This window comes from Flavobacterium aerium (genome assembly GCF_030766725.1).
GTDB lineage: Bacteria > Bacteroidota > Bacteroidia > Flavobacteriales > Flavobacteriaceae > Flavobacterium > Flavobacterium aerium.
Genome location: NZ_JARQWR010000001.1, coordinates 170,393 through 190,369, shown reverse-complemented (window position 1 = coordinate 190,369; position 19,977 = coordinate 170,393). Strand labels below are relative to the sequence as shown.

The following is a 19,977-nucleotide window of genomic DNA, read 5'->3' as shown; positions in this document are numbered from 1 at the left end:
ATAGGAATTATGTCAAAAAAAATATTATTAGAAAAAGCAAATATACCGGGTATTAGAACCTATGAAGTATACCGTCAAAATGGAGGTTATGCCTCTGTGGAGAAAGCGATAAAAACAATGACACCAGATGAAATCGTAGAAGAAGTAAAAACTTCTGGAATTCGTGGACGTGGAGGAGCTGGGTTCCCAGTAGGAATGAAATGGAGTTTTATCGACAAGAAATCAGGTAAAGCAAGACACTTGGTTTGTAATGCTGATGAATCTGAACCAGGTACATTCAAAGACCGTTATTTAATGGAATTCCTTCCTCATTTATTAATTGAGGGTATGATTACATCAAGTTTCGCTTTGGAAGCACATTTGTCTTATATCTATATTCGTGGAGAATACATGTGGATTTACAGAATCCTTGAAACAGCCATTAAGGAAGCTTATGCTGCTGGATGGTTAGGTAAAAACATCTTGGGTTCCGGTTATGATTTGGATTTATATGTACATTGTGGTGCTGGAGCTTACATCTGTGGTGAGGAAACTGCCTTGATTGAATCGCTAGAAGGTAAAAGAGGTAACCCACGTATTAAACCACCATTCCCTGCGGTAAGTGGTTTATGGGCAAATCCTACAGTGGTAAATAATGTGGAATCAATTTCTGCAATTCCATGGATTGTAAACAATACAGGAGCTGAATATGCAAAAATTGGTATTGGAAGATCAACAGGAACAAAATTAATTTCGGCTTCAGGGCATATTAAAAACCCTGGTGTTTACGAAATCGAAATGGGACTAAGTGTAGAGGAATTCATGAATTCTGATCAATATTTAGGTGGTATGATAGACGATAGACCTTTGAAGGCTTTAATTCCTGGAGGTTCTTCTGTTCCCGTTTTACCAGCTCATTTAATATACAAAACAGCAAACAACGAAGATCGTTTAATGTCCTACGAGTCATTGAGTGATGGTGGATTTGCAACAGGATCTATGTTAGGTTCAGGTGGATTCATTGTATACAACGACACCGCTTGTATTGTACGTAATACTTGGAATTTCTCTCGTTTCTATCACCATGAAAGCTGTGGACAATGTTCCCCTTGTCGTGAAGGAACAGGATGGTTAGAAAAAGTATTACATCGAATAGAAAATGGTCACGGTCGTGAAGAAGATATTGACTTGCTTTGGGATATCCAACGTAAGATTGAAGGAAACACAATTTGTCCATTAGGAGATGCTGCTGCTTGGCCAGTTGCTGCTGCTATTCGTCATTTTAGAGATGAATTTGAATACCATGTTCGTTTCCCAGAAAGAATAAAAAACAGAGACCATTTTGTAGCAGAACCTTTTGAAAAGGTGAAACATTTGGTAGCAAAAGAAGTAATATAAAGTCTAGTATTTAAGCTGATGAAAGTAACAATAGACGATCAAACGATAGAAGTAGAACCAGGAACAACAATCCTGCAGGCTGCTAGAATGATAGGAGGAAAATCGGTCCCTCCAGCAATGTGCTACTACTCAAAATTAAAAGGAAGTGGTGGTAAATGTCGTTGCTGTTTAGTAGAAGTATCAAAAGGTAGTGATGCTAACCCTACTCCAATGCCAAAACTAGTTGCCTCTTGTGTAACAGGTGTTATGGATGGTATGGAAGTAAAAAGTATTAGTTCTGAAAGAGTTGTTGATGCTCGAAAATCAGTAACTGAATTTTTACTAATCAACCACCCGTTAGATTGTCCTGTTTGCGATCAAGCTGGTGAATGTGACTTACAAAATTTAAGTTTCAAAAATGGTTCTTCTCACACTCGTTTCATCGAAGAGAAAAGAACTTTTGAACCTGAAAACATTGGTGATAAAATCCAATTACACATGAATCGTTGCATCTTATGCTACCGTTGTGTAATGACCGCTGATCAGTTGACTAATGAAAGAGTTCATGGTGTTGTAAACCGTGGAGATCACTCCCAAATTTCAACGTGTATTTCTAAAGCAATTGATAATGAATTTTCAGGAAATATGATTGACGTTTGTCCAGTAGGAGCTTTGACTGATAAAACTTTCCGTTTCAAATCAAGAGTTTGGTTCAACAAACCTTACAATGCTCATAGAGATTGTGACAAATGTTGTGGTAAAACAACACTTTGGATGTTTGGAGAAGAAATACAAAGAGTTACAGCGCGTAAAGATGAATACCATGAAGTAGAAGAATTCATCTGTAACGAATGTCGTTTTGACCATAAAAATGTGGAAGACTGGGTTATTGAAGGTCCAAGAAAATTCGAAAAAGATTCTGTAATCAATCAGAATAACTATACTCGTAAATTAGAAACGGTTACAATCAATACAGAAGAAGGTATCCTTCAAGGTAGAGAGGAAGATCGTAAAAAAATTAGTATGCACGCTATTCCTTTGGATGAAGAGAAAGCTACAGAAAATAAAAATCTTTAGACGGAAATGGATAACGCATTAATTATAGAAAAAGGAATTTTCATTGTAATTGTATTTGCAATTACAATGGTAATGGCGATGTATTCAACATTGGCTGAACGAAAAGTTGCAGCCTTTCTTCAAGACCGTATAGGGCCAAACCGTGCTGGAAAATACGGAATCCTACAGCCTTTAGCTGATGGTTTAAAATTGTTTTCAAAAGAAGAATTTTTCCCAAATACACCAAATAAGTTTTTATTCATTATTGGTCCTGCTATCTCCATGAGTACGGCATTAATGACTAGTGCGGTGATTCCTTGGGGAGATAAACTTCATTTATTTGGCCGAGATATTATTCTACAGGCAACAGATATTGATGTTGCTATATTATATGTATTTGGTGTATTGTCCGTAGGTGTTTATGGAATCATGATTGGTGGATGGGCATCAAACAATAAGTTCTCATTAATGAGTGCTATGCGTGCTTCGTCTCAAATGATTTCTTATGAAGTTGCTATGGGACTTTCAATCATTGCTTTGATTATGATGACGGGTACTCTAAGTTTAAGAGAAATTTCTGCTCAGCAAAGCGGAATGGCTTGGAATGTATTTTACCAACCTGTTGGTTTCTTAATCTTCCTAATCTGTTCTTTTGCAGAAACAAACCGTACTCCTTTTGACTTAGCAGAATGTGAAGCTGAATTAATTGGAGGATACCATACCGAATATTCTTCAATGAAAATGGGATTCTATTTATTTGCTGAATATGCAAGTATGTTTATTTCATCTACCATTTTGGCTGTACTTTACTTTGGAGGATATAACTATCCGGGAATGCAATGGGCAGTAGAAAACTGGGGAGTAAACATTGCAAACGTTATTGGAATTTTTGTTCTTTTTGCAAAAATCTGTTTTTTTATCTTTTTCTATATGTGGGTTCGTTGGACCATTCCAAGATTCAGATACGATCAATTGATGCGACTAGGATGGAAAATTTTAATTCCACTTTCAATTGCAAATATTATTATCACTGGAATTGTAATCTTACTTTTCCAATAAAATAAAGAGAGATGTCAATAGAAACTATATCATTATCGGGAAGAAAGAAACAGGTTTCCAACAAGGAAATGACTTTTTGGGAGCGTCTGTATCTTGTAGCGATTGCCAAAGGTTTGATCATTACAATCAAACACTTATTTAGAAGAAAAGTAACGATTAAATATCCTGAACAGGTTAGAGAATTTAGTCCAGTATACCGTGGTCAACATATGCTTATGCGTGATGACGAAGGAAAAGAACGTTGTACGGCTTGTGGGCTATGTGCACTTTCTTGTCCTGCTGAAGCCATCACGATGAAAGCGGAAGAGCGTAAACCAGAAGAAAAACACTTATACCGAGAAGAAAAATATGCTTCTATCTATGAGATTAATATGTTACGTTGCATTTTCTGTGGATTGTGTGAAGAGGCTTGTCCAAAACAAGCTATTTACTTAACTACATCTAAAGTAATCGTAAAATCAAACTACGATAGAGAAGAGTTTATTTTCGGAAAAGATAAATTGGTAATGCCTTTAGAGATGGCAATTAATAATAGTAAATTGAAAACGGCGAATTAAGATGATAACGACTTTATTTTATATTCTATCAGCCCTTACATTAGCTTCGGCATTTATGACGATTTTTAGTAAAAATCCAATTCATAGTGCGATTTACTTAGTGATTTGTTTTTTCTCAATTGCAGGACACTACCTAATGTTTAATGCACAATTCTTAGCAGTCGTGCATGTTATTGTATATTCAGGAGCGATTATGATTCTTTTGCTCTTTACGATCATGTTAATGAATCTGAACAAGGAAGATGAACGACATAAAAGCCCATTAACCATAGTTGCTGCCATAGCTTCTTTCTGTTTAGTGTGTTTTGTTCTTCTAGCAACTTTCTTAAAATCACAACCTGTTATCAATGCTTACAAAGTTTCAGGTCAAGATTACCAATCTATTAAAGTATTGGGTCAGGTATTATTAAATGAATACATGGTACCCTTTGAATTTGCTTCCGTATTACTGTTAGTATCTATGATTGGTGCAGTATTATTATCTAAAAAAGAAAAAATTAGCTAATTGTTATGCAAAATATTTTACAACACATAGGAATCGAAAACTACATTTATCTTTCTACCATACTATTTTGTATTGGGATATTTGGTGTTTTATTCAGAAGAAATGCGATCGTAGTATTCATGTCCATCGAAATCATGCTTAATGCAGTAAACTTGTTATTGGTTGTTTTCTCAACCTATCATCAGGATGCCGCAGGTCAAGTTTTTGTATTTTTCTCAATGGCTGTAGCCGCTGCCGAAGTAGCTGTAGGTTTGGCTATTTTAGTTTCAATATATAGAAACATACACTCGATTGATATTGATAATTTAAAAAAATTAAAAGGATAATCCCTAATGGAGACAAGTTTAGTACTACTATTATTATTGGCCCCTTTTACTGGGTTTCTATTTAATATTTTTTTAGGTAAAAAAATCAGTAAAAGTTTTTCAGGAGCACTAGGAACAATTGCCGTGGCAGTTTCTTTTGCTGTGACACTTTATTTCTTTATTCAAATAAACCAAACCAAACAACCTATTTTGGTGCATTTATTTGATTGGATTACGCTATCAAATTTCAACATTAACTTTGATATATTACTAGATCAATTATCATTGCTTTGGCTAATGTTTGTAACAGGAATTGGAACATTAATCCACCTGTACTCTATCAGTTACATGCATGATGATGAAAATTTACATAAGTTTTTTGCTTACTTAAACCTATTCATCTTCTTCATGATTACATTGGTTGTAGGAAGCAATTTATTAATCATGTTCATTGGTTGGGAAGGTGTAGGACTTTGTTCATACTTACTAATTGGATTCTGGTATAAAAACCAAAATTATAATGATGCTGCTAAAAAAGCATTTATCATGAACCGTATTGGAGATTTAGGTTTCTTAATCGGAATATTCGTAATTGGATATGTATTCAATACATTAGATTTTAATACTATAAAAGCTGCAATTGTATCGGGTACTACCTCTATTGACACAACGTGGTTAGCTGTTGCAACCTTATGCTTATTCATTGGTGCTTGTGGAAAAAGCGCACAGATTCCTTTATATACTTGGCTTCCTGATGCGATGGCAGGCCCTACTCCAGTATCAGCATTAATCCATGCTGCTACGATGGTAACTGCGGGTATCTTTATGATTACTCGTTTAAATTTCCTTTTTGACTTAACACCAGAAATACAAAATGTAATTGCTATTATTGGAGCAATAACTTCATTAGTCGCAGCTTCTATCGGATTAGTTCAAAATGATATTAAAAAAGTATTGGCTTACTCTACCGTATCACAGTTAGGATTAATGTTCCTAGCGCTTGGTTTGGGGGCTTATAATATTGCTGTATTCCATGTAATCACACACGCTTTCTTCAAAGCTTGTTTATTCTTAGGTTCTGGATCTGTAATTCATGCTATGCACGGAGAACAAGATATGCGTAATATGGGTGGGTTAAAGAAATACATGAAAGTAACTTTCATTACCTTCTTAATTGCCACATTAGCTATTTCAGGTCTTCCACCATTCTCAGGTTTTTTCTCTAAAGATGAAATTTTAATGGTTGCTTTCCATCAGAATAAAACACTTTGGATTATTGCTTCTGTCGCTTCAATCATGACGGCATTCTATATGTTCCGCCTATTATACCTTACATTCTTCAAAGGATTTAGAGGTACAGAGGAACAAAAACATCATTTACATGAATCTCCAAGTTTAATTACTTTCCCATTAATTATATTAGCCATATTGTCCTTAGTCGGTGGAGCAATTAGCTTACCAGGAAACAGTTGGTTAAATGATTACTTAGCTCCTATTTTTACTGGAGAAGCAGAGGCACATCATTTTGGTTCAACAGAATATATGTTGATGGGTGTTGCTATTGTAGGTGCATTAATCGGGATTGGAATTGCTTATGCAAAATATATCAAACAAGCTTTTGTTCCTAAATCAGATGTAGAAATCACTGGTTTTGCAAAAGTGTTATACAATAAGTTTTATGTAGATGAAATTTATGATGCCATAATTGTAAAACCAATTTATGCATTATCAAGTTTCTTTAACAACTTTATAGAAACTGCTATATCAGGATTTATCTTTGGTTTAGGAAAATTAACAAATGCCATTGGGACACAAGGTAAGGTTATTCAAAATGGAAGTGTTGGACTCTATTTATTCGCCTTTGTGTTGGGAATTTGTTCCATCGTAGTTTATTTATTTTTAGTACAATAATTTATACCTAATGGACGTATCTTTAATATTAATTATTTTATTATTTGGAGCAGTAGCTACTTATTTTTCTGGAGACCAATGGGCTTCAAAAGTGGCATTGTTATTTAGTATCGCTGCTTTTGCAGGTTCTATTCTCCTTTTAAATCAATATAATGCAGGGCTAAATATTAATTTTTCGGCACCGTGGATTAACATGCCTAAAATTACTTTTGCATTACAAGGCGATGGTCTTTCGTTAGCGTTGTTATTGTTGACTACTGCATTAACACCAATTATTATATTCTCTTCATTAGGGAATCAATTTGAAAAATCAAAAAGCTTCTATGCTTTAGTGATGTTCATGGCTTTTGCTATGGTAGGAACATTCCTAAGTGCTGATGGGTTTTTATACTATATCTTCTGGGAACTTTCATTAATTCCTATTTATTTCATCGCTCTAATTTGGGGTAATGGAGATAAAGACAGCAGAAGAAAAGCTGTATTAAAATTCTTTATCTATACTTTCGCAGGATCACTATTCATGCTTGTAGCTTTTATCTATTTATACCAAAAAGCAGGTAGTTTCCTACTAGAAGATTTGTATCAATTGGATTTATCATCTACAGAACAATTTTGGATTTTCTTAGCGTTCTTCTTAGCCTATGCAATTAAGATTCCTTTGATCCCTTTCCATACATGGCAAGCAAAAGTATACCAAAAAGCACCAGCTGTTGGAACAATGCTTTTATCGGGTATCATGTTAAAAATGGCCTTATATAGTATCATCAGATGGCAATTGCCAATTGCACCGCTAGCCGCTCAGGAATACATGTATTTCTTCATCGGATTGAGTGTTGCAGGTGTAATTTATGGTTCAATTGTTGCTTTAAAACAAAAAGATTTAAAACGTTTATTAGCATATTCTTCATTAGCTCACGTAGGATTAATTGCTGCGGGAACATATACACTAACATTAGACGGTCTAAATGGAGCTGTACTTCAAATGATCGCACACGGATTTGTTGTAGTAGGACTATTCTTTGCTGCAGAAATCATTTATAGAAGATTTGAAACACGCGAAATTAGCGAAATGGGAGGTATCCGAATTCAGGCAACTAAATTCACTTCTATGTTTATGATCCTAGTTGTTGCTTCGGTAGCACTACCATCAACATTTAACTTTGTCGGAGAATTTGCTTTATTATATAGTCTTTTCCAAACTAATATGTGGTTTGCCATTATTGGTGGAACAACTATTATATTAGGTGCATTTTATATGCTTAAAATGTTCCAAAATGTTATGCTTGGAGAAAAAGACAGTAGACCATTTGCTGATGTTACATTCAACGAAGGTTTAGTATTTGTAATCATCATTGCTGTACTCTTCTTTTTTGGTTTATATCCAAAACCAATTATCGAGTTAATCACGCCAAGTCTTAAAGAGATTTTAGTTCATATCAACAGATTTAATTTAGTCCAATAAAATGAATACAATAATAGCTATTGCAGGATTAGGGATTTTATGCCTTATAGCTGAAATTTTCAACTTACGAAAAGCCATCGTACCAGTAACCATCATTGGCTTATTGGCAGCACTTGGTTTGACTGTAGCTGAATTTAATACCACAGCGACATTCTTCAACAATATGGTTGTAATCGATAAATTTTCTGTTGCATTCTCCAGTTTATTTATTGTCTTAACAATTTTCTTAGTTGCACTAAGTCCTACTTTTCATCAAAAACATATTGAAAAAATATCTGACTTCGTTGCCATCAAATTATTCTTATTACTAGGTTCAGTGGCAATGGTTTCTTTCGGGAATCTTGCGATGTTCTTCTTAGGGATTGAAATCTTATCTATCTCATTGTATGTATTAGCAGCAAGTGATCGATTAAGTTTAAAAAGTAATGAAGCGGGAATGAAATACTTCCTAATGGGAGCGTTTGCTTCTGGAATTATCTTATTCGGTATTGCTTTAATTTATGGTGCTACAGGATCATTTGATATTGTACGAATTCACGAAATTGCTCAATCTACAGATACACCACAATGGTTTTATATTGGTATTGTATTATTAAGCATTGGAATGTTATTTAAAATTGCAGCTGCTCCTTTCCATTTCTGGGCTCCTGATGTTTATGAAGGTTCTCCTGCATTAACAACTGCTTTAATGAGTACTTTGGCTAAAGTAGTATCAATGGCTGCTTTCTTCAAGTTAATCAGCGGAATGAATGCTGACTTATCAATTTCTTTCCAATCTGTAATTGTGGTAATTTCTATTGCTTCAATGACCGTAGGAAACATCATGGCATTAAGACAGAATAATGTAAAACGTATGTTGGCATTCTCAGGGATTTCACATGCTGGTTTTATGTTAATGACATTATTAGCAATCAAAACTGCCGCAGGTAGTTTATTATATTATACCTCTGCTTATGCATTAGCAGGTATTGCAGCATTCTCAGTAGTACTATTTGTATGTAGAACAAAAGACAATGAAGATATCAGTAACTTTAATGGTTTAGGAAAAAGACATCCTTTATTAGCTGCTATTCTTACAGGATCATTATTATCAATGGCCGGTATTCCTATTTTTTCTGGATTCTTTGCAAAATTCTTTTTATTCAATCAAGTTCTGAATGCTGGACATATTACACTTGTAATTATCGCAGTAATCAACTCTATTATTAGTATTGGATATTATTTCAAATTAATTCTAGCGATGTACAATCAAGAACCTACAGAAGAGAAACAAGCTGTTCCTTTTGTATATCATGCTGTCGCTATTATTGCTATTACATTAAATATTTTATTGGGTTTATTTCCTTCTTGTCTATTGGACTTATTGGGATAAACAAAATACATACTATACAAAAAAGGTATTATCAACAATTGATAATACCTTTTTTATTTTATCCCTATGATATTCTAAAATTACTGTCTTACCTATTTATAAGTAAAATTTGTCTTAGAGACAAAACTGATGAGCAATTAACATCAACTCCTTCATTTCCTTTTACACCGTTTACGATGAACTGATTCTGATTAATTAAACACGCTGAAAGAGGTAATCATTCTAAAAATAATTCAGAATAATCATCCTTCAATTTTTAAAAAAATTAACGCTGTTTCTCATACTACCCATCTGTTTCTGCTGTAATTTTGCTTTATGTATGCACTGGTAGATTGTAATAATTTTTATGCATCCTGTGAAAGGGTCTTTCAGCCGCAATGGCAGAACAAACCTATTGTAATCTTATCCAACAACGATGGTTGTGTCATTTCCCGAAGTGAAGAAGCAAAAGCCGTAGGCGTTCCTATGGGTGCTCCTGCCTTCAAAATCAAAGAACTTGTACAACAACATCAGATTAAAGTATTTTCCTCTAATTATCCCTTGTATGGTGATTTAAGCAAACGCGTAATGGACATCTTACGTCAGTTCACCAATCATATTGAAGTCTATAGTATTGATGAAGCTTTTCTCAATTTTGATGATGTCAAAGTAGAGGATTATAATGAATATGGTCAGCAAATGCGTATCCGTATTTTAAAATGGATTAGTATCCCGATTTGTATCGGCTTTGCTCCTACTAAAGCGTTATCTAAAGTGGCTAATAAAATTGCCAAGAAATTCCCAAACCAAACCAATGGTGTCTATTGTATAGATACGGAAGAAAAACGTATCAAAGCCTTAAAATGGACTAAAATTGAAGATGTATGGGGTATTGGATATCGTATGACCAAAAAACTCAAAGCAAGAAATATACTTACTGCATTAGACTTTATTGCACCAGAGCAAGAAACATGGATTAAACGTGAAATGGGTATTACAGGTTTACGCTTAAAATATGAATTAGAGGGTAAGCCAATATTAGAATTAGATATTATCCCAGAGCCAAAAAAAAGTATTGCTACAACCCGAAGTTTCAAGGGTAAAATAACCGCATACGATGAATTGAAAGAACGGGTTTCAACCTTTGCAGTGGTCTGTGCCGAAAAATTACGCAAACAAGAATCTTGTTGCCATAGTATAATCGTTATGCTAATGGCCGATCGATATAACACAACTTCCAAACGGTATTATTTTAGCCAATTAAACACCTTAACTTTTGCTAGTAATTCTAATATTACAATTAGTAATGCTGCAATAAAAATATTAAGAGAGTTGTATGTGGAAGGAGTTGAATACAAAAAAGCTGGAGTTATTGTCACTGAACTGATTCATCAGAATGAAAAACAATTGCATCTGTTTGAGGAAGAAAATCCAAAACATCTTGCGTTAATGAAAACAATCGATGCACTGCATCATAAAATTGGTAAAACCAAAATAAAACTAGGCAGTCAGGATTTACAACATACTTGGAAGATGCGTCAGGATAAATTATCACCAAAATACACCACCGATTTTACAGAAATTCTTGAAATACAATGTCATTAAACACTCCAAATAAAAACGATAAAATCATCTTCTTTACGCCCGACTACGAATCAGGTGAGACTCGTCATTTAGTAACAGAAGGTATATCGGCTGGTTTTCCATCTCCCGCAGAAGACTTTATGGAATTTCGTATTAGCCTAGATAAAACCTTAACAAGCAATCCTGAAGCTACTTTTTATGCCCGCGTAAAAGGGAATTCTATGATTGATGCTGGTATTAATGACAAAGATGTACTGGTTATTGATCGAAGCTTAGAACCTCGCGATCAAAAAATTGCAGTTTGTTATATTGATGGAGAATTTACCGTCAAAAGAATTAAACTAGAAAAGGACTGTTTATATCTCATGCCTGAAAACCCTGCATACCAACCTATAAAGGTAACAACGGAAAACCAATTTCTCATCTGGGGAATTGTAACCTATGTTATTAAAAAAGTATAGTACATCTTCCCTATCACTTCTCCTGATTAGCAGACACTTCTGTTAACTAAAAGCCAAATCAGTTGCGCTTAACGATGTTATTTTGTAACTTTAATAGTATAATTTTAAAGTTAAAATCATTTATGAAAAATAATAATATCGCACAAAGAGGAATAAAACGCACTTGGAAAACGGAATTAAAACAAAATAGCGAAGGTCATTCAGCAGCATTACTTCTTCCGCCAAATAACTGGGAAGAATTTGATCCTTTCTTATTAATGGCCGAAGATAAGTTTCAGAAACACACTTTTGATCATCATCCACATCGTGGCATTGAAACCGTAACATACGTTCTTGATGGTGAATTATTCCATGGGGATAACAAAGGTGGAACTGGTGTTTTACGCCAAGGTGATGCACAATGGATGACAGCCGGTAGAGGTATTATCCATATTGAAGAACCTGGAGACAACAAAACAGTCCATTCATTGCAACTATGGGTGAATCTTCCCAGAGATCAAAAAATGGCAGAACCACGTTATCAGGATATATTAGGCGCTAGTGCTCCACTACGAAAAGAAGATGGGGTAACTTATAAAGTTTTTTCTGGGGCTTCTGGAGATATTAAATCTCCGACTAAAAACCATGCATTGGTCACTATGGTAGAAATTACCATCGATTCTGGCTCTACTGCATCACAGGACATTCCATCCGATTACAATGGTTTTATCTATATATTAGAAGGTAGTGGAACATTTGGAAGCACTGCTACAAAAGCCCAAAAAGGAGAAGTTTTATTATTGGATACCATTAAAGAAAATACGCCTGATAGTGAAATTGAAATTCAGGCAACCGAAAAACTTCGTGTTCTTCTTTTTGCAGGAAAACCATTAAAAGAGCCTGTTGTAGCAAAAGGTCCTTTTGTTATGAACACAGAGGAAGAAATTAAACAAGCTTATGCAGATTTTCGTGCTGGCAAATTCTAAATCCAACACTGAGATCATTAATAAAAAAACACCTTATCGAGTTTTATATCTTCGATAAGGTGTTTTTCTTTAGAATAGAATCTTCTAAAATTTATTTTTTTGAAAAAATTGTTGCTCCAACACTGGCCATAATTACACAAAGAATAGATAAACACTGGGTAAGCGTTAAATATTCTTGCAAAAATAGAAGACCTGATAAAGCACCAAAAGCTGGGTGTAAACTCATTAGAATACTAAATGTTTTGGGCGGAAGTTCTTTTAAAGCACCCATATCTAAAGTAAAAGGAATTGTACTCGTTAAAAGAGCTACCCCAATGCCAATCAGAATTAGATTTCCATTTAATGCATTCAAATCGCCACTAAACACTCCAAAAGGTAAAACCAAAATCGCGGCAAACATCATTCCTACGGTTACAGCATCACCACTTTTCATTATTTTTGAAATCTTCCCACCTAATACAATATAACCGGCCCACATAGCACCCGCCAAAACAGCAAATAATACTCCCAGCAAATCCACATTGTTATTTTCCCAAGGCGCAATCAACAAAATACCAGAAAGAGCAAGTCCTGTCCAAACTAAATCCAATCCTTTTCGGGATCCTAATAAAGCTACAGTTAAGGGGCCAATAAATTCAATTGTAACGCCAAGCCCTAATGGAATTCGCTTGATTGCAAAATAAAACACTAAATTCATAGCTCCAAGACAGCTTCCATATCCTAAACAGTAAAGCCATTGTGTTTTGGTTAACTTGAAAAGATTTGTTCGAAAAATCATTTGCAGCATAATCGCCGAGAAACCGATCCGTAGCGAAGCTGTTCCACTCGTTCCCAAAACAGGAAATAAATGTTTTGCAATAGAGGCACCACCCTGAATACTTATCATCGAGAGTAATACCGCTAAAACTGGGGGAATTGAGATACTTTTTTTTAAAAACATTGGGGTCAAATCGTTTTAGAAATCCATGATTTGATCTAGACCTCTTTTTAATCCTGTAAATGTATTTACTTTTCGGATTGCCAAAAGAGCACCATTTACATAGGGTACAGCACTACTGCCTGCTTCATGCTTAATGGTTAGTTTTTCACTTTCCAAACCAAAAATACTTTCCAAAGAAATAACATAACCAGGAAGTCTTACCGAATGAACCTGCATACCGTTAATATTTGCTCCTCTCGTTTCTTTTACTCCTTTCGTCTCCTCAATGGGAACTTTAATAAATGGTTTCCCTACATTAGACAATCTATTGGCTAGTTCTAATGCACTTCCACTTGGAGCATCTACTTTTTTATCATCTGCATAATCTATAATTTCCCAATTCGGCATATGCTTTGCAGCCATTTCTGCAAATTTTGTAAGCAACACTACACTGATTGCAAAATTCCCAACGGCTAATACAGATTGTTTTTTCTTAGTAGCAATTAATCCTATTTCCGTGTAATCCTGATCGGATAACCCTGAAGTTCCTACTACAACATTCACTTTTTTATCTATTGCCGTTAAAATATGGTGCTTGGCAATCAAAGGAGAGGTATAATCCAATAAAACATCGCATTCAATTGTCATCGCTTCTTCTATCGTTCCAAAGACAGGAATAAAAGCAGTCGTATTTAAATCTAAAACTTCGGTCAGGTTTTTTCCAGCATTTTTTCGTGAAATTGCAGATACCAGTTCTATATCTGTTGTCAAAACAATCGCTTTACAAAGTTCGGAAGCTGCCCAACCTGTTCCTCCAGCCACACATACCCGTATCTTATTACCTGTATTTTTCATAGTCTCTATTTTAATCAATATCTTGTATGAATTAATCACAAAAGCATGATCAATTTATAGTATAAATATAAAACATATCCATTGGATATTGACTGTCGAACTATAGGATTTACGATTAGGATTACAATTTTACAATACTAAATATTGCAATCAGCTGATTTTTAAGCAAAAAAAAACGCAAAGACTGAGTCTTTGCGTTATAAAAAGTACCTGGAGTGGGAATCGAACCCACACACCTAAGTACACGAGTTTGAGTCGTGCGCGTCTACCAATTCCGCCATCCAGGCTAATGTGGGTGCAAATGTAAAAAAAAATATTTCATATACTAAAAAAAATACTTAAAAATATTCTTTCAGAGTTCAATTAAATTCATAAATTTGCACCTCGTTAACGCGACACAACACTAACTAACTACTAAACAACTTATTAAAATGCCACACCTAGAACCCGAAGCAAAAATTTTTGCATGTTCTCAAAGTGTACACCTAGCCGAGCAAATAGCTAAAAACTATGGCGTAGAACTAGGTAAAGTTACGTTCTCTAAATATAGTGATGGTGAATTTCAGCCTTCTTACGAAGAGTCTATCAGAGGTTTACGTGTATTTATTGTTTGTTCTACATTTCCAAGTTCTGATAACTTGATGGAATTATTACTAATGATTGATGCTGCAAAAAGAGCTTCTGCAAGACACGTAACTGCTGTTATCCCTTATTTTGGTTGGGCTAGACAAGACCGTAAAGACAAACCAAGAGTTCCGATAGGAGCAAAACTTGTTGCTAATATATTACAAGCAGCAGGTGCAACTCGTATCATGACTATGGATTTACATGCTGATCAAATTCAAGGTTTCTTTGAAAAACCAGTAGATCATTTATTTGCTTCTACTATCTTCTTGCCATACGTAAGAAGCCTAAACTTAGAAAACCTAACAATTGCTTCTCCAGATATGGGTGGTTCAAAGAGAGCTTATGCTTACTCTAAATTCCTAGAATCTGATGTAGTAATTTGTTACAAGCAAAGAAAAGTAGCCAATGTAATTGATAGTATGGAATTGATTGGTGAAGTAAAAGATCGTAATGTTATCTTAGTAGATGACATGATCGACACAGGAGGAACGCTTGCTAAAGCAGCGGATCTTATGATTGAAAAAGGAGCATTAAGTGTTAGAGCAATCTGTACACACGCTATATTATCGGGAGATGCTTACGAGAAGATTGAAAATTCTCAATTAAGCGAACTGATTGTTACCGATTCTATTCCATTAAAGAAAGAATCAAGAAAAATAAAAGTGGTGAGTTGTGCGCCTCTTTTTGCAGAAGTAATGCACATGGTGCACCACAACAATTCCATTAGTGGAAAATTTTTAATGTAATTTAATTTATTTATTAACTATATTTTTATTTCAATGAAATCAATTACGATTAAAGGATCTGAAAGAGAAAGCGTGGGTAAAGCAGCAACGCGTACCCTACGTAATGCTGGAATGGTTCCTTGCGTGTTATACGGAGGAGATCAACCAGTACATTTTGCAGCAGAAGAAATGGCTTTTAAAAACTTGGTTTACACTCCAAACGCTCACACTGTTGTGATTGAATTGGAAAACGGTAAATCATTCAACGCTATTTTACAAGACATCCAGGTACATCCAGTATCTGATAAAATTTTACATATTGACTTCTTTCAATTATTTGATAATAAAGAAATCACTATGGAAGTTCCTGTAAAAATTGTTGGTACATCTAAAGGTGTATTAGCTGGTGGTGTTTTACGTCTTAACACACGTAAATTAAAAGTGAAAGCTTTACCAAAAAACTTACCTGACTTTATTGAAGCAGACATTACTCCACTTGAAATGGGTAACAAATTATATGTAACGAAATTAGTTTCTGAAACATACAAATTTTTACACCCAGACAACACAGTTGTTGCTCAAGTAAGAATTTCTCGTGCAGCTATGAAAGCAGCTCAAGAAGCAGCGAAAGCAGCAAAAGCTCCTGCAAAAGGAAAGAAAAAATAATCCCTTTTTTAAAGGTTTTAAAAGCATCCCGAGTCAATTGGGATGCTTTTTTTTTATTTTTGTATTATGAAAAATTGGCTACAATCTATTTTTAAACCAAAAATAGATTCCGAAAAAACAGATGTTATGAAAAAATTTTTAATTGTCGGATTAGGCAACATCGGTGCCGAATATGTCAATACACGCCACAATATAGGATTTAAAATTCTCGATTCCTTTGCTCAAAAAGAGTCTCTTTCTTTCGAAACAGTGAAACTGGGAACCCTTGCAGAGTATAAATTCAAAGGAAGAACGTTTCTTTTATTAAAACCGAATACTTATATGAATCTAAGTGGAAAGGCTGTTAAATTCTGGATGGACAAGGAAAATATCCCTTTAGAAAACATTCTTGTAATCACGGATGATTTAAATCTTTCTTTTGGAACTATCCGAATCAAAGGAAAAGGTAGTGATGGTGGCCATAATGGATTGAAAAACATTAATCTAATTCTGAATACTCAGGAATATGCCCGTTTTAGATTTGGGATTAGTGATGCTTTTAAAAAAGGACAACAAATTGATTATGTATTAGGCGAATGGGATGAACAGGAAAAAGCTGCTTTACCAGAACGTTATGAGGTAGCCGCAGATATTATCCGTTCCTTCGGTACTGCCGGACTCAACAATACTATGAATACTTATAATGGTAAATAAAAAAGGGAGATCTGAAACAGACCTCCCTTTTTCGTTTTAAAGAAATGGTTATTATTCAATAACTATTTTCTTCACAATTTTTCTAGCACCATCTTGAACGGTTACCATATATATACCAGACTGTGCATTGTCTAGTTGTATATTTTGATTAAACATTCCTGTACTATTATATTTCTTATCAAGGATTGTTCTTCCTCTCATATCATGTACTCGTATAGCTACCCCATCATTTGAAGCATCATTAAACTGTACTGTAAAATTACCTTTGTTAGGGTTTGGATATAGCGCAAAATCTTTGAAAGAAAACTCGTCTTTTCCTAATGCTACAGTCGTTGTTGTAGAACAAATATCTAGCGTGAAGCTATTTAACGTTCCATTATTCCCCGCTGCAAGATCTGCAATAACTAATCTCCAGTTTCCTTGAGCAGCAGCTCCATTAAAAGCACTTAATGCTTCTAGTGGCTTGTATGTATTATTTGCAGAAGCACCTGCACAAGAGAATACAACTCCTGAATCATCAAACTTGGCTTTCAAATTTGCTGTGGTAGGACATGATTGTTGGAACAACAATGGCCCAACAGTAGTACTTCCTGGTCGTACAACACCGATTTGTAATTCACTAATTTTTGGGTGTGTAATATCTACAGAAACATTAATATCTGAAACAGTCATAACATCTGGTACATTCAAGCTCCATTGTTGGTAAGCCAATGGTGTTTGATTTACAATTGTATTAGTTGTTGGTGTAGCTGTATAGGTTTTACACACGGTTTCTGAAACCACTGTATAACCTATCGCAATAGACTTAGATACTGCATAGTAAATATTTCCAACTGGTTCTATCTTAATACGACAGTAAGGAGCAGAAGTAACCGTTGGTACCGTAATAACTTCCGAACCATCATTTGGTGTATTTGCTACAATAGTTGTTGGAAAAGTTAATCCTCCATCTGTTGACAATAAAATATTCACATTTGAAGTATTAATATTATTGGCTGTTGTACCTGCTACATCCCACGTGATTGTTTTAGCATCTCCTTGAATCCATGTTTCATTTTCAACACTTGGTGCTGTAATTTTAAATGGTCCAACGTTTGCAAAAGTAACCTTCATATTATCTCTATTCGTTTGACCTCCATTTGGCGTTTTATTATCACGAACGACTAATGCAAAGTTCATTGCTCTAGCAACAGTTGGAACTACTTCCCAAGTAGGTGCTAAATTACCCGCTAATACACTTGCCAAAGCAGGCATGTAACGATTTGGAGATTCCGATGGAGAAATCGATCTGAAATTAGGTCCTCCAACAGAGGTTTGTGCTGGTGGCTGAACTGATATTTCAATATCTGTTTGCTCCCAGCAATATGTTAATCCTGTTGGATTATCTGCATCGGTAGCAGAACCTTTCAAGATAAAAGCCGTTCCATTTGGAATCGTGTAATCTGCTCCTGCATTTACTACTGGTGCTGCATTATTATTTGGTACTGCTACGGCACAATTCCCTCCTGCATTTACAAATGCTTCCATTTGAGCAATACTCACCGCATGGAAGTGGGCATCTGAATTTGATTGAATATTTGGTGCACAAATACCTGCATAGGCCATAATCGTGCTTCCACTTCCTGGCTCTACTGCTGTAGCATCATTTCTATTCAAAGAACCATTTTGATTTGGACATGGGTTATTAAACGTATGTTGCGCTCCAAACTGGTGTCCCATTTCGTGAGCAACATAATCAATATCATACGGATCACCTACAGGTGATGAACTACCTGTAATTCCTCTTGCTTTTGTTGTAGAACATGGGGAGTTTAATTGTGCTAATCCACCACCACCTGTACTAACTGTATGTCCAATATCATAATTAGCAGCTCCAATATTGGCATCAATTTCTACTTGACTTTGATTAATCAATACACCTGCATTTGTATTATTAAAATTATCTGCATCAATAAAAATTACGTTATCATTATTAGGAACTAAAATCATTCTTAAGGACATATCTCTTTCATACAATCCATTGACACGCGTCATCGTAATATTCATCGCTGCCAACACTGCTGCTTTTTTCTGTGCTAAAGTACCTGCTTGTAAACCTGCAGCATTCACATGAAATGCAGAATATTCAATCGTACAGGCCATTGCTAAACGGTATGTTTTAAACAAACCATTACTCGCCTGAACGGTATTATCTGGATCAATAGCCGGTCTTAAACCTTGTGTATCATCCTGAAGTACATCACAAGTAAATGTTTTTGTTGTCGATAATCCTTTTCTACTATATACTATATAGTTTGACAGGTCTTTTGTATACGGATCAATGTATTCTGTTCCGGATCTCGCTGATAAAGTCATTGTATGCAAACCAAATAGGGTAACACTAAAACGTATAGTTGCTGTAGGATCATCAATGCCTTGACCTACATACGATTTAATCCCTGGATATCTGGCTGCCAAATCAGGATGCATTACTGAAGACTCATACACTCTATAATTTTGTAATTTCCCCTCAGAGTTTGGAAATGGCAATATTACATTTGATGTTGATCCAATAACCTCCACAGAAGGCGCAGCAATTAAACGTTCCTTCAGTGTTGTTAAATCCAGCGCATACAAAGTATATTCTGTTGGATTAGAGTCTCTCTCCAATTTTTCCTGTGAGCTTAATTTTTCTTCACTAACTGGAATCCACAATTTACCTCCTTGCCCATAAATACTCGAAAAGAGCAATATCGCAAAGGCTGAGAATAATAGTTTTCTTTTCATTTCTAGTTTGTTTTACGTTTGTAATGGTTTAATAATCAAATATATGCATATAATACATATATTTTATAATATGTTTAACATTTTAACTTAATTCAAAATAAATAATCTTGAATTTTCACTAAATAATCCATAAAACAAAATCTCATTTATTACC

General features: G+C 34.9%; 18 protein-coding genes and 1 tRNA gene. 15 read left to right on the top strand and 4 right to left on the bottom strand.

Features of this window, described 5'->3' with window-relative positions; genetic code table 11:
- Positions 1-9 precede the first annotated feature (9 nt).
- From nuoF to P6733_RS00815, 12 genes are all read left to right on the top strand, one after another.
- Positions 10-1,377, top strand: coding sequence for an NADH-quinone oxidoreductase subunit NuoF (gene nuoF, locus P6733_RS00870; RefSeq protein ID WP_306349686.1), 1,368 nt, complete (start codon positions 10-12; stop codon positions 1,375-1,377).
- 18 nt (positions 1,378-1,395) lie between these two features.
- A complete protein-coding gene (locus P6733_RS00865; protein WP_306349685.1) occupies positions 1,396-2,433 on the top strand; it encodes an NADH-quinone oxidoreductase subunit G in 1,038 nt (345 codons plus the stop codon).
- A 6-nt stretch (positions 2,434-2,439) separates the two neighbouring features.
- Positions 2,440-3,471 (top strand): NADH-quinone oxidoreductase subunit NuoH, encoded by a 1,032-nt coding sequence (nuoH, locus tag P6733_RS00860; RefSeq protein ID WP_306349684.1) that lies wholly within the window; start codon positions 2,440-2,442, stop codon positions 3,469-3,471.
- A gap of 11 nt (positions 3,472-3,482) precedes the next feature.
- Positions 3,483-4,028, top strand: coding sequence for a NuoI/complex I 23 kDa subunit family protein (locus P6733_RS00855; protein WP_306349683.1), 546 nt, complete (start codon positions 3,483-3,485; stop codon positions 4,026-4,028).
- A gap of 1 nt (position 4,029) precedes the next feature.
- Positions 4,030-4,533 carry an NADH-quinone oxidoreductase subunit J family protein gene (locus tag P6733_RS00850; protein ID WP_306349682.1) on the top strand — a complete coding sequence of 168 codons (504 nt, stop codon included), beginning with the start codon at positions 4,030-4,032 and terminating at the stop codon, positions 4,531-4,533.
- A gap of 5 nt (positions 4,534-4,538) precedes the next feature.
- On the top strand, positions 4,539-4,859 hold the full coding sequence (nuoK, locus tag P6733_RS00845; protein ID WP_306349681.1) for an NADH-quinone oxidoreductase subunit NuoK: 321 nt from the start codon (positions 4,539-4,541) through the stop codon (positions 4,857-4,859).
- 6 nt (positions 4,860-4,865) lie between these two features.
- The gene (gene nuoL / locus P6733_RS00840; RefSeq protein ID WP_306349680.1) at positions 4,866-6,749 is read left to right on the top strand and encodes an NADH-quinone oxidoreductase subunit L; all 1,884 of its coding nucleotides are present in this window, start codon (positions 4,866-4,868) and stop codon (positions 6,747-6,749) included.
- Between the two features lie 10 nt (positions 6,750-6,759).
- Positions 6,760-8,211, top strand: a complete 1,452-nt coding sequence (locus P6733_RS00835) for a complex I subunit 4 family protein (RefSeq protein ID WP_306349679.1) — start codon at positions 6,760-6,762, stop codon at positions 8,209-8,211.
- A 1-nt stretch (position 8,212) separates the two neighbouring features.
- Positions 8,213-9,583 (top strand): NADH-quinone oxidoreductase subunit N, encoded by a 1,371-nt coding sequence (locus tag P6733_RS00830; protein ID WP_306349678.1) that lies wholly within the window; start codon positions 8,213-8,215, stop codon positions 9,581-9,583.
- Positions 9,584-9,898: 315 nt separating this feature from the next.
- Positions 9,899-11,167 (top strand): Y-family DNA polymerase, encoded by a 1,269-nt coding sequence (locus P6733_RS00825; RefSeq protein ID WP_306349677.1) that lies wholly within the window; start codon positions 9,899-9,901, stop codon positions 11,165-11,167.
- On the top strand, positions 11,158-11,607 hold the full coding sequence (locus P6733_RS00820) for a LexA family protein (protein WP_306349676.1): 450 nt from the start codon (positions 11,158-11,160) through the stop codon (positions 11,605-11,607). Before P6733_RS00825 ends, P6733_RS00820 begins: the two co-directional genes overlap by 10 nt.
- A gap of 122 nt (positions 11,608-11,729) precedes the next feature.
- Complete coding sequence (locus P6733_RS00815) at positions 11,730-12,572, top strand: pirin family protein (RefSeq protein WP_306349675.1); 843 nt, start codon at positions 11,730-11,732, stop codon at positions 12,570-12,572.
- Positions 12,573-12,663: 91 nt separating this feature from the next.
- On the opposite strand, the gene P6733_RS00810 is transcribed toward P6733_RS00815, so the two are convergent.
- From P6733_RS00810 to P6733_RS00800, 3 genes are all read right to left on the bottom strand, one after another.
- Positions 12,664-13,512 (bottom strand): EamA family transporter, encoded by an 849-nt coding sequence (locus tag P6733_RS00810; protein ID WP_306349674.1) that lies wholly within the window; start codon positions 13,510-13,512, stop codon positions 12,664-12,666.
- A 15-nt stretch (positions 13,513-13,527) separates the two neighbouring features.
- Positions 13,528-14,346 carry a 4-hydroxy-tetrahydrodipicolinate reductase gene (dapB, locus tag P6733_RS00805; protein ID WP_306349673.1) on the bottom strand — a complete coding sequence of 273 codons (819 nt, stop codon included), beginning with the start codon at positions 14,344-14,346 and terminating at the stop codon, positions 13,528-13,530.
- Positions 14,347-14,553: 207 nt separating this feature from the next.
- A tRNA-Leu gene (locus tag P6733_RS00800) sits at positions 14,554-14,633 on the bottom strand.
- A 144-nt stretch (positions 14,634-14,777) separates the two neighbouring features.
- On the opposite strand from P6733_RS00800, the gene P6733_RS00795 reads away from it, so the two are divergent.
- From P6733_RS00795 to pth, 3 genes are all read left to right on the top strand, one after another.
- The gene (locus P6733_RS00795; protein WP_306349672.1) at positions 14,778-15,719 is read left to right on the top strand and encodes a ribose-phosphate pyrophosphokinase; all 942 of its coding nucleotides are present in this window, start codon (positions 14,778-14,780) and stop codon (positions 15,717-15,719) included.
- A gap of 33 nt (positions 15,720-15,752) precedes the next feature.
- A complete protein-coding gene (locus P6733_RS00790; protein ID WP_306349671.1) occupies positions 15,753-16,364 on the top strand; it encodes a 50S ribosomal protein L25/general stress protein Ctc in 612 nt (203 codons plus the stop codon).
- A gap of 66 nt (positions 16,365-16,430) precedes the next feature.
- Positions 16,431-17,057 (top strand): aminoacyl-tRNA hydrolase, encoded by a 627-nt coding sequence (pth, locus tag P6733_RS00785; protein WP_372339289.1) that lies wholly within the window; start codon positions 16,431-16,433, stop codon positions 17,055-17,057.
- Positions 17,058-17,108: 51 nt separating this feature from the next.
- Here the strand turns inward: pth and P6733_RS00780 are convergent, their stop codons facing one another.
- A complete protein-coding gene (locus P6733_RS00780) occupies positions 17,109-19,823 on the bottom strand; it encodes a zinc-dependent metalloprotease (RefSeq protein WP_306349669.1) in 2,715 nt (904 codons plus the stop codon).
- Positions 19,824-19,977 lie beyond the last annotated feature (154 nt).

Coding starts and splice junctions, on each gene's coding strand:
- nuoF (WP_306349686.1), top strand. CDS start 10: ATGTCAAAAAAAATATTATTAGAAAAAGCAAATATACCGGGTATTAGA.
- P6733_RS00865 (WP_306349685.1), top strand. CDS start 1,396: ATGAAAGTAACAATAGACGATCAAACGATAGAAGTAGAACCAGGAACA.
- nuoH (WP_306349684.1), top strand. CDS start 2,440: ATGGATAACGCATTAATTATAGAAAAAGGAATTTTCATTGTAATTGTA.
- P6733_RS00855 (WP_306349683.1), top strand. CDS start 3,483: ATGTCAATAGAAACTATATCATTATCGGGAAGAAAGAAACAGGTTTCC.
- P6733_RS00850 (WP_306349682.1), top strand. CDS start 4,030: ATGATAACGACTTTATTTTATATTCTATCAGCCCTTACATTAGCTTCG.
- nuoK (WP_306349681.1), top strand. CDS start 4,539: ATGCAAAATATTTTACAACACATAGGAATCGAAAACTACATTTATCTT.
- nuoL (WP_306349680.1), top strand. CDS start 4,866: ATGGAGACAAGTTTAGTACTACTATTATTATTGGCCCCTTTTACTGGG.
- P6733_RS00835 (WP_306349679.1), top strand. CDS start 6,760: ATGGACGTATCTTTAATATTAATTATTTTATTATTTGGAGCAGTAGCT.
- P6733_RS00830 (WP_306349678.1), top strand. CDS start 8,213: ATGAATACAATAATAGCTATTGCAGGATTAGGGATTTTATGCCTTATA.
- P6733_RS00825 (WP_306349677.1), top strand. CDS start 9,899: ATGTATGCACTGGTAGATTGTAATAATTTTTATGCATCCTGTGAAAGG.
- P6733_RS00820 (WP_306349676.1), top strand. CDS start 11,158: ATGTCATTAAACACTCCAAATAAAAACGATAAAATCATCTTCTTTACG.
- P6733_RS00815 (WP_306349675.1), top strand. CDS start 11,730: ATGAAAAATAATAATATCGCACAAAGAGGAATAAAACGCACTTGGAAA.
- P6733_RS00810 (WP_306349674.1), bottom strand. CDS start 13,512: ATGTTTTTAAAAAAAAGTATCTCAATTCCCCCAGTTTTAGCGGTATTA.
- dapB (WP_306349673.1), bottom strand. CDS start 14,346: ATGAAAAATACAGGTAATAAGATACGGGTATGTGTGGCTGGAGGAACA.
- P6733_RS00795 (WP_306349672.1), top strand. CDS start 14,778: ATGCCACACCTAGAACCCGAAGCAAAAATTTTTGCATGTTCTCAAAGT.
- P6733_RS00790 (WP_306349671.1), top strand. CDS start 15,753: ATGAAATCAATTACGATTAAAGGATCTGAAAGAGAAAGCGTGGGTAAA.
- pth (WP_372339289.1), top strand. CDS start 16,431: ATGAAAAATTGGCTACAATCTATTTTTAAACCAAAAATAGATTCCGAA.
- P6733_RS00780 (WP_306349669.1), bottom strand. CDS start 19,823: ATGAAAAGAAAACTATTATTCTCAGCCTTTGCGATATTGCTCTTTTCG.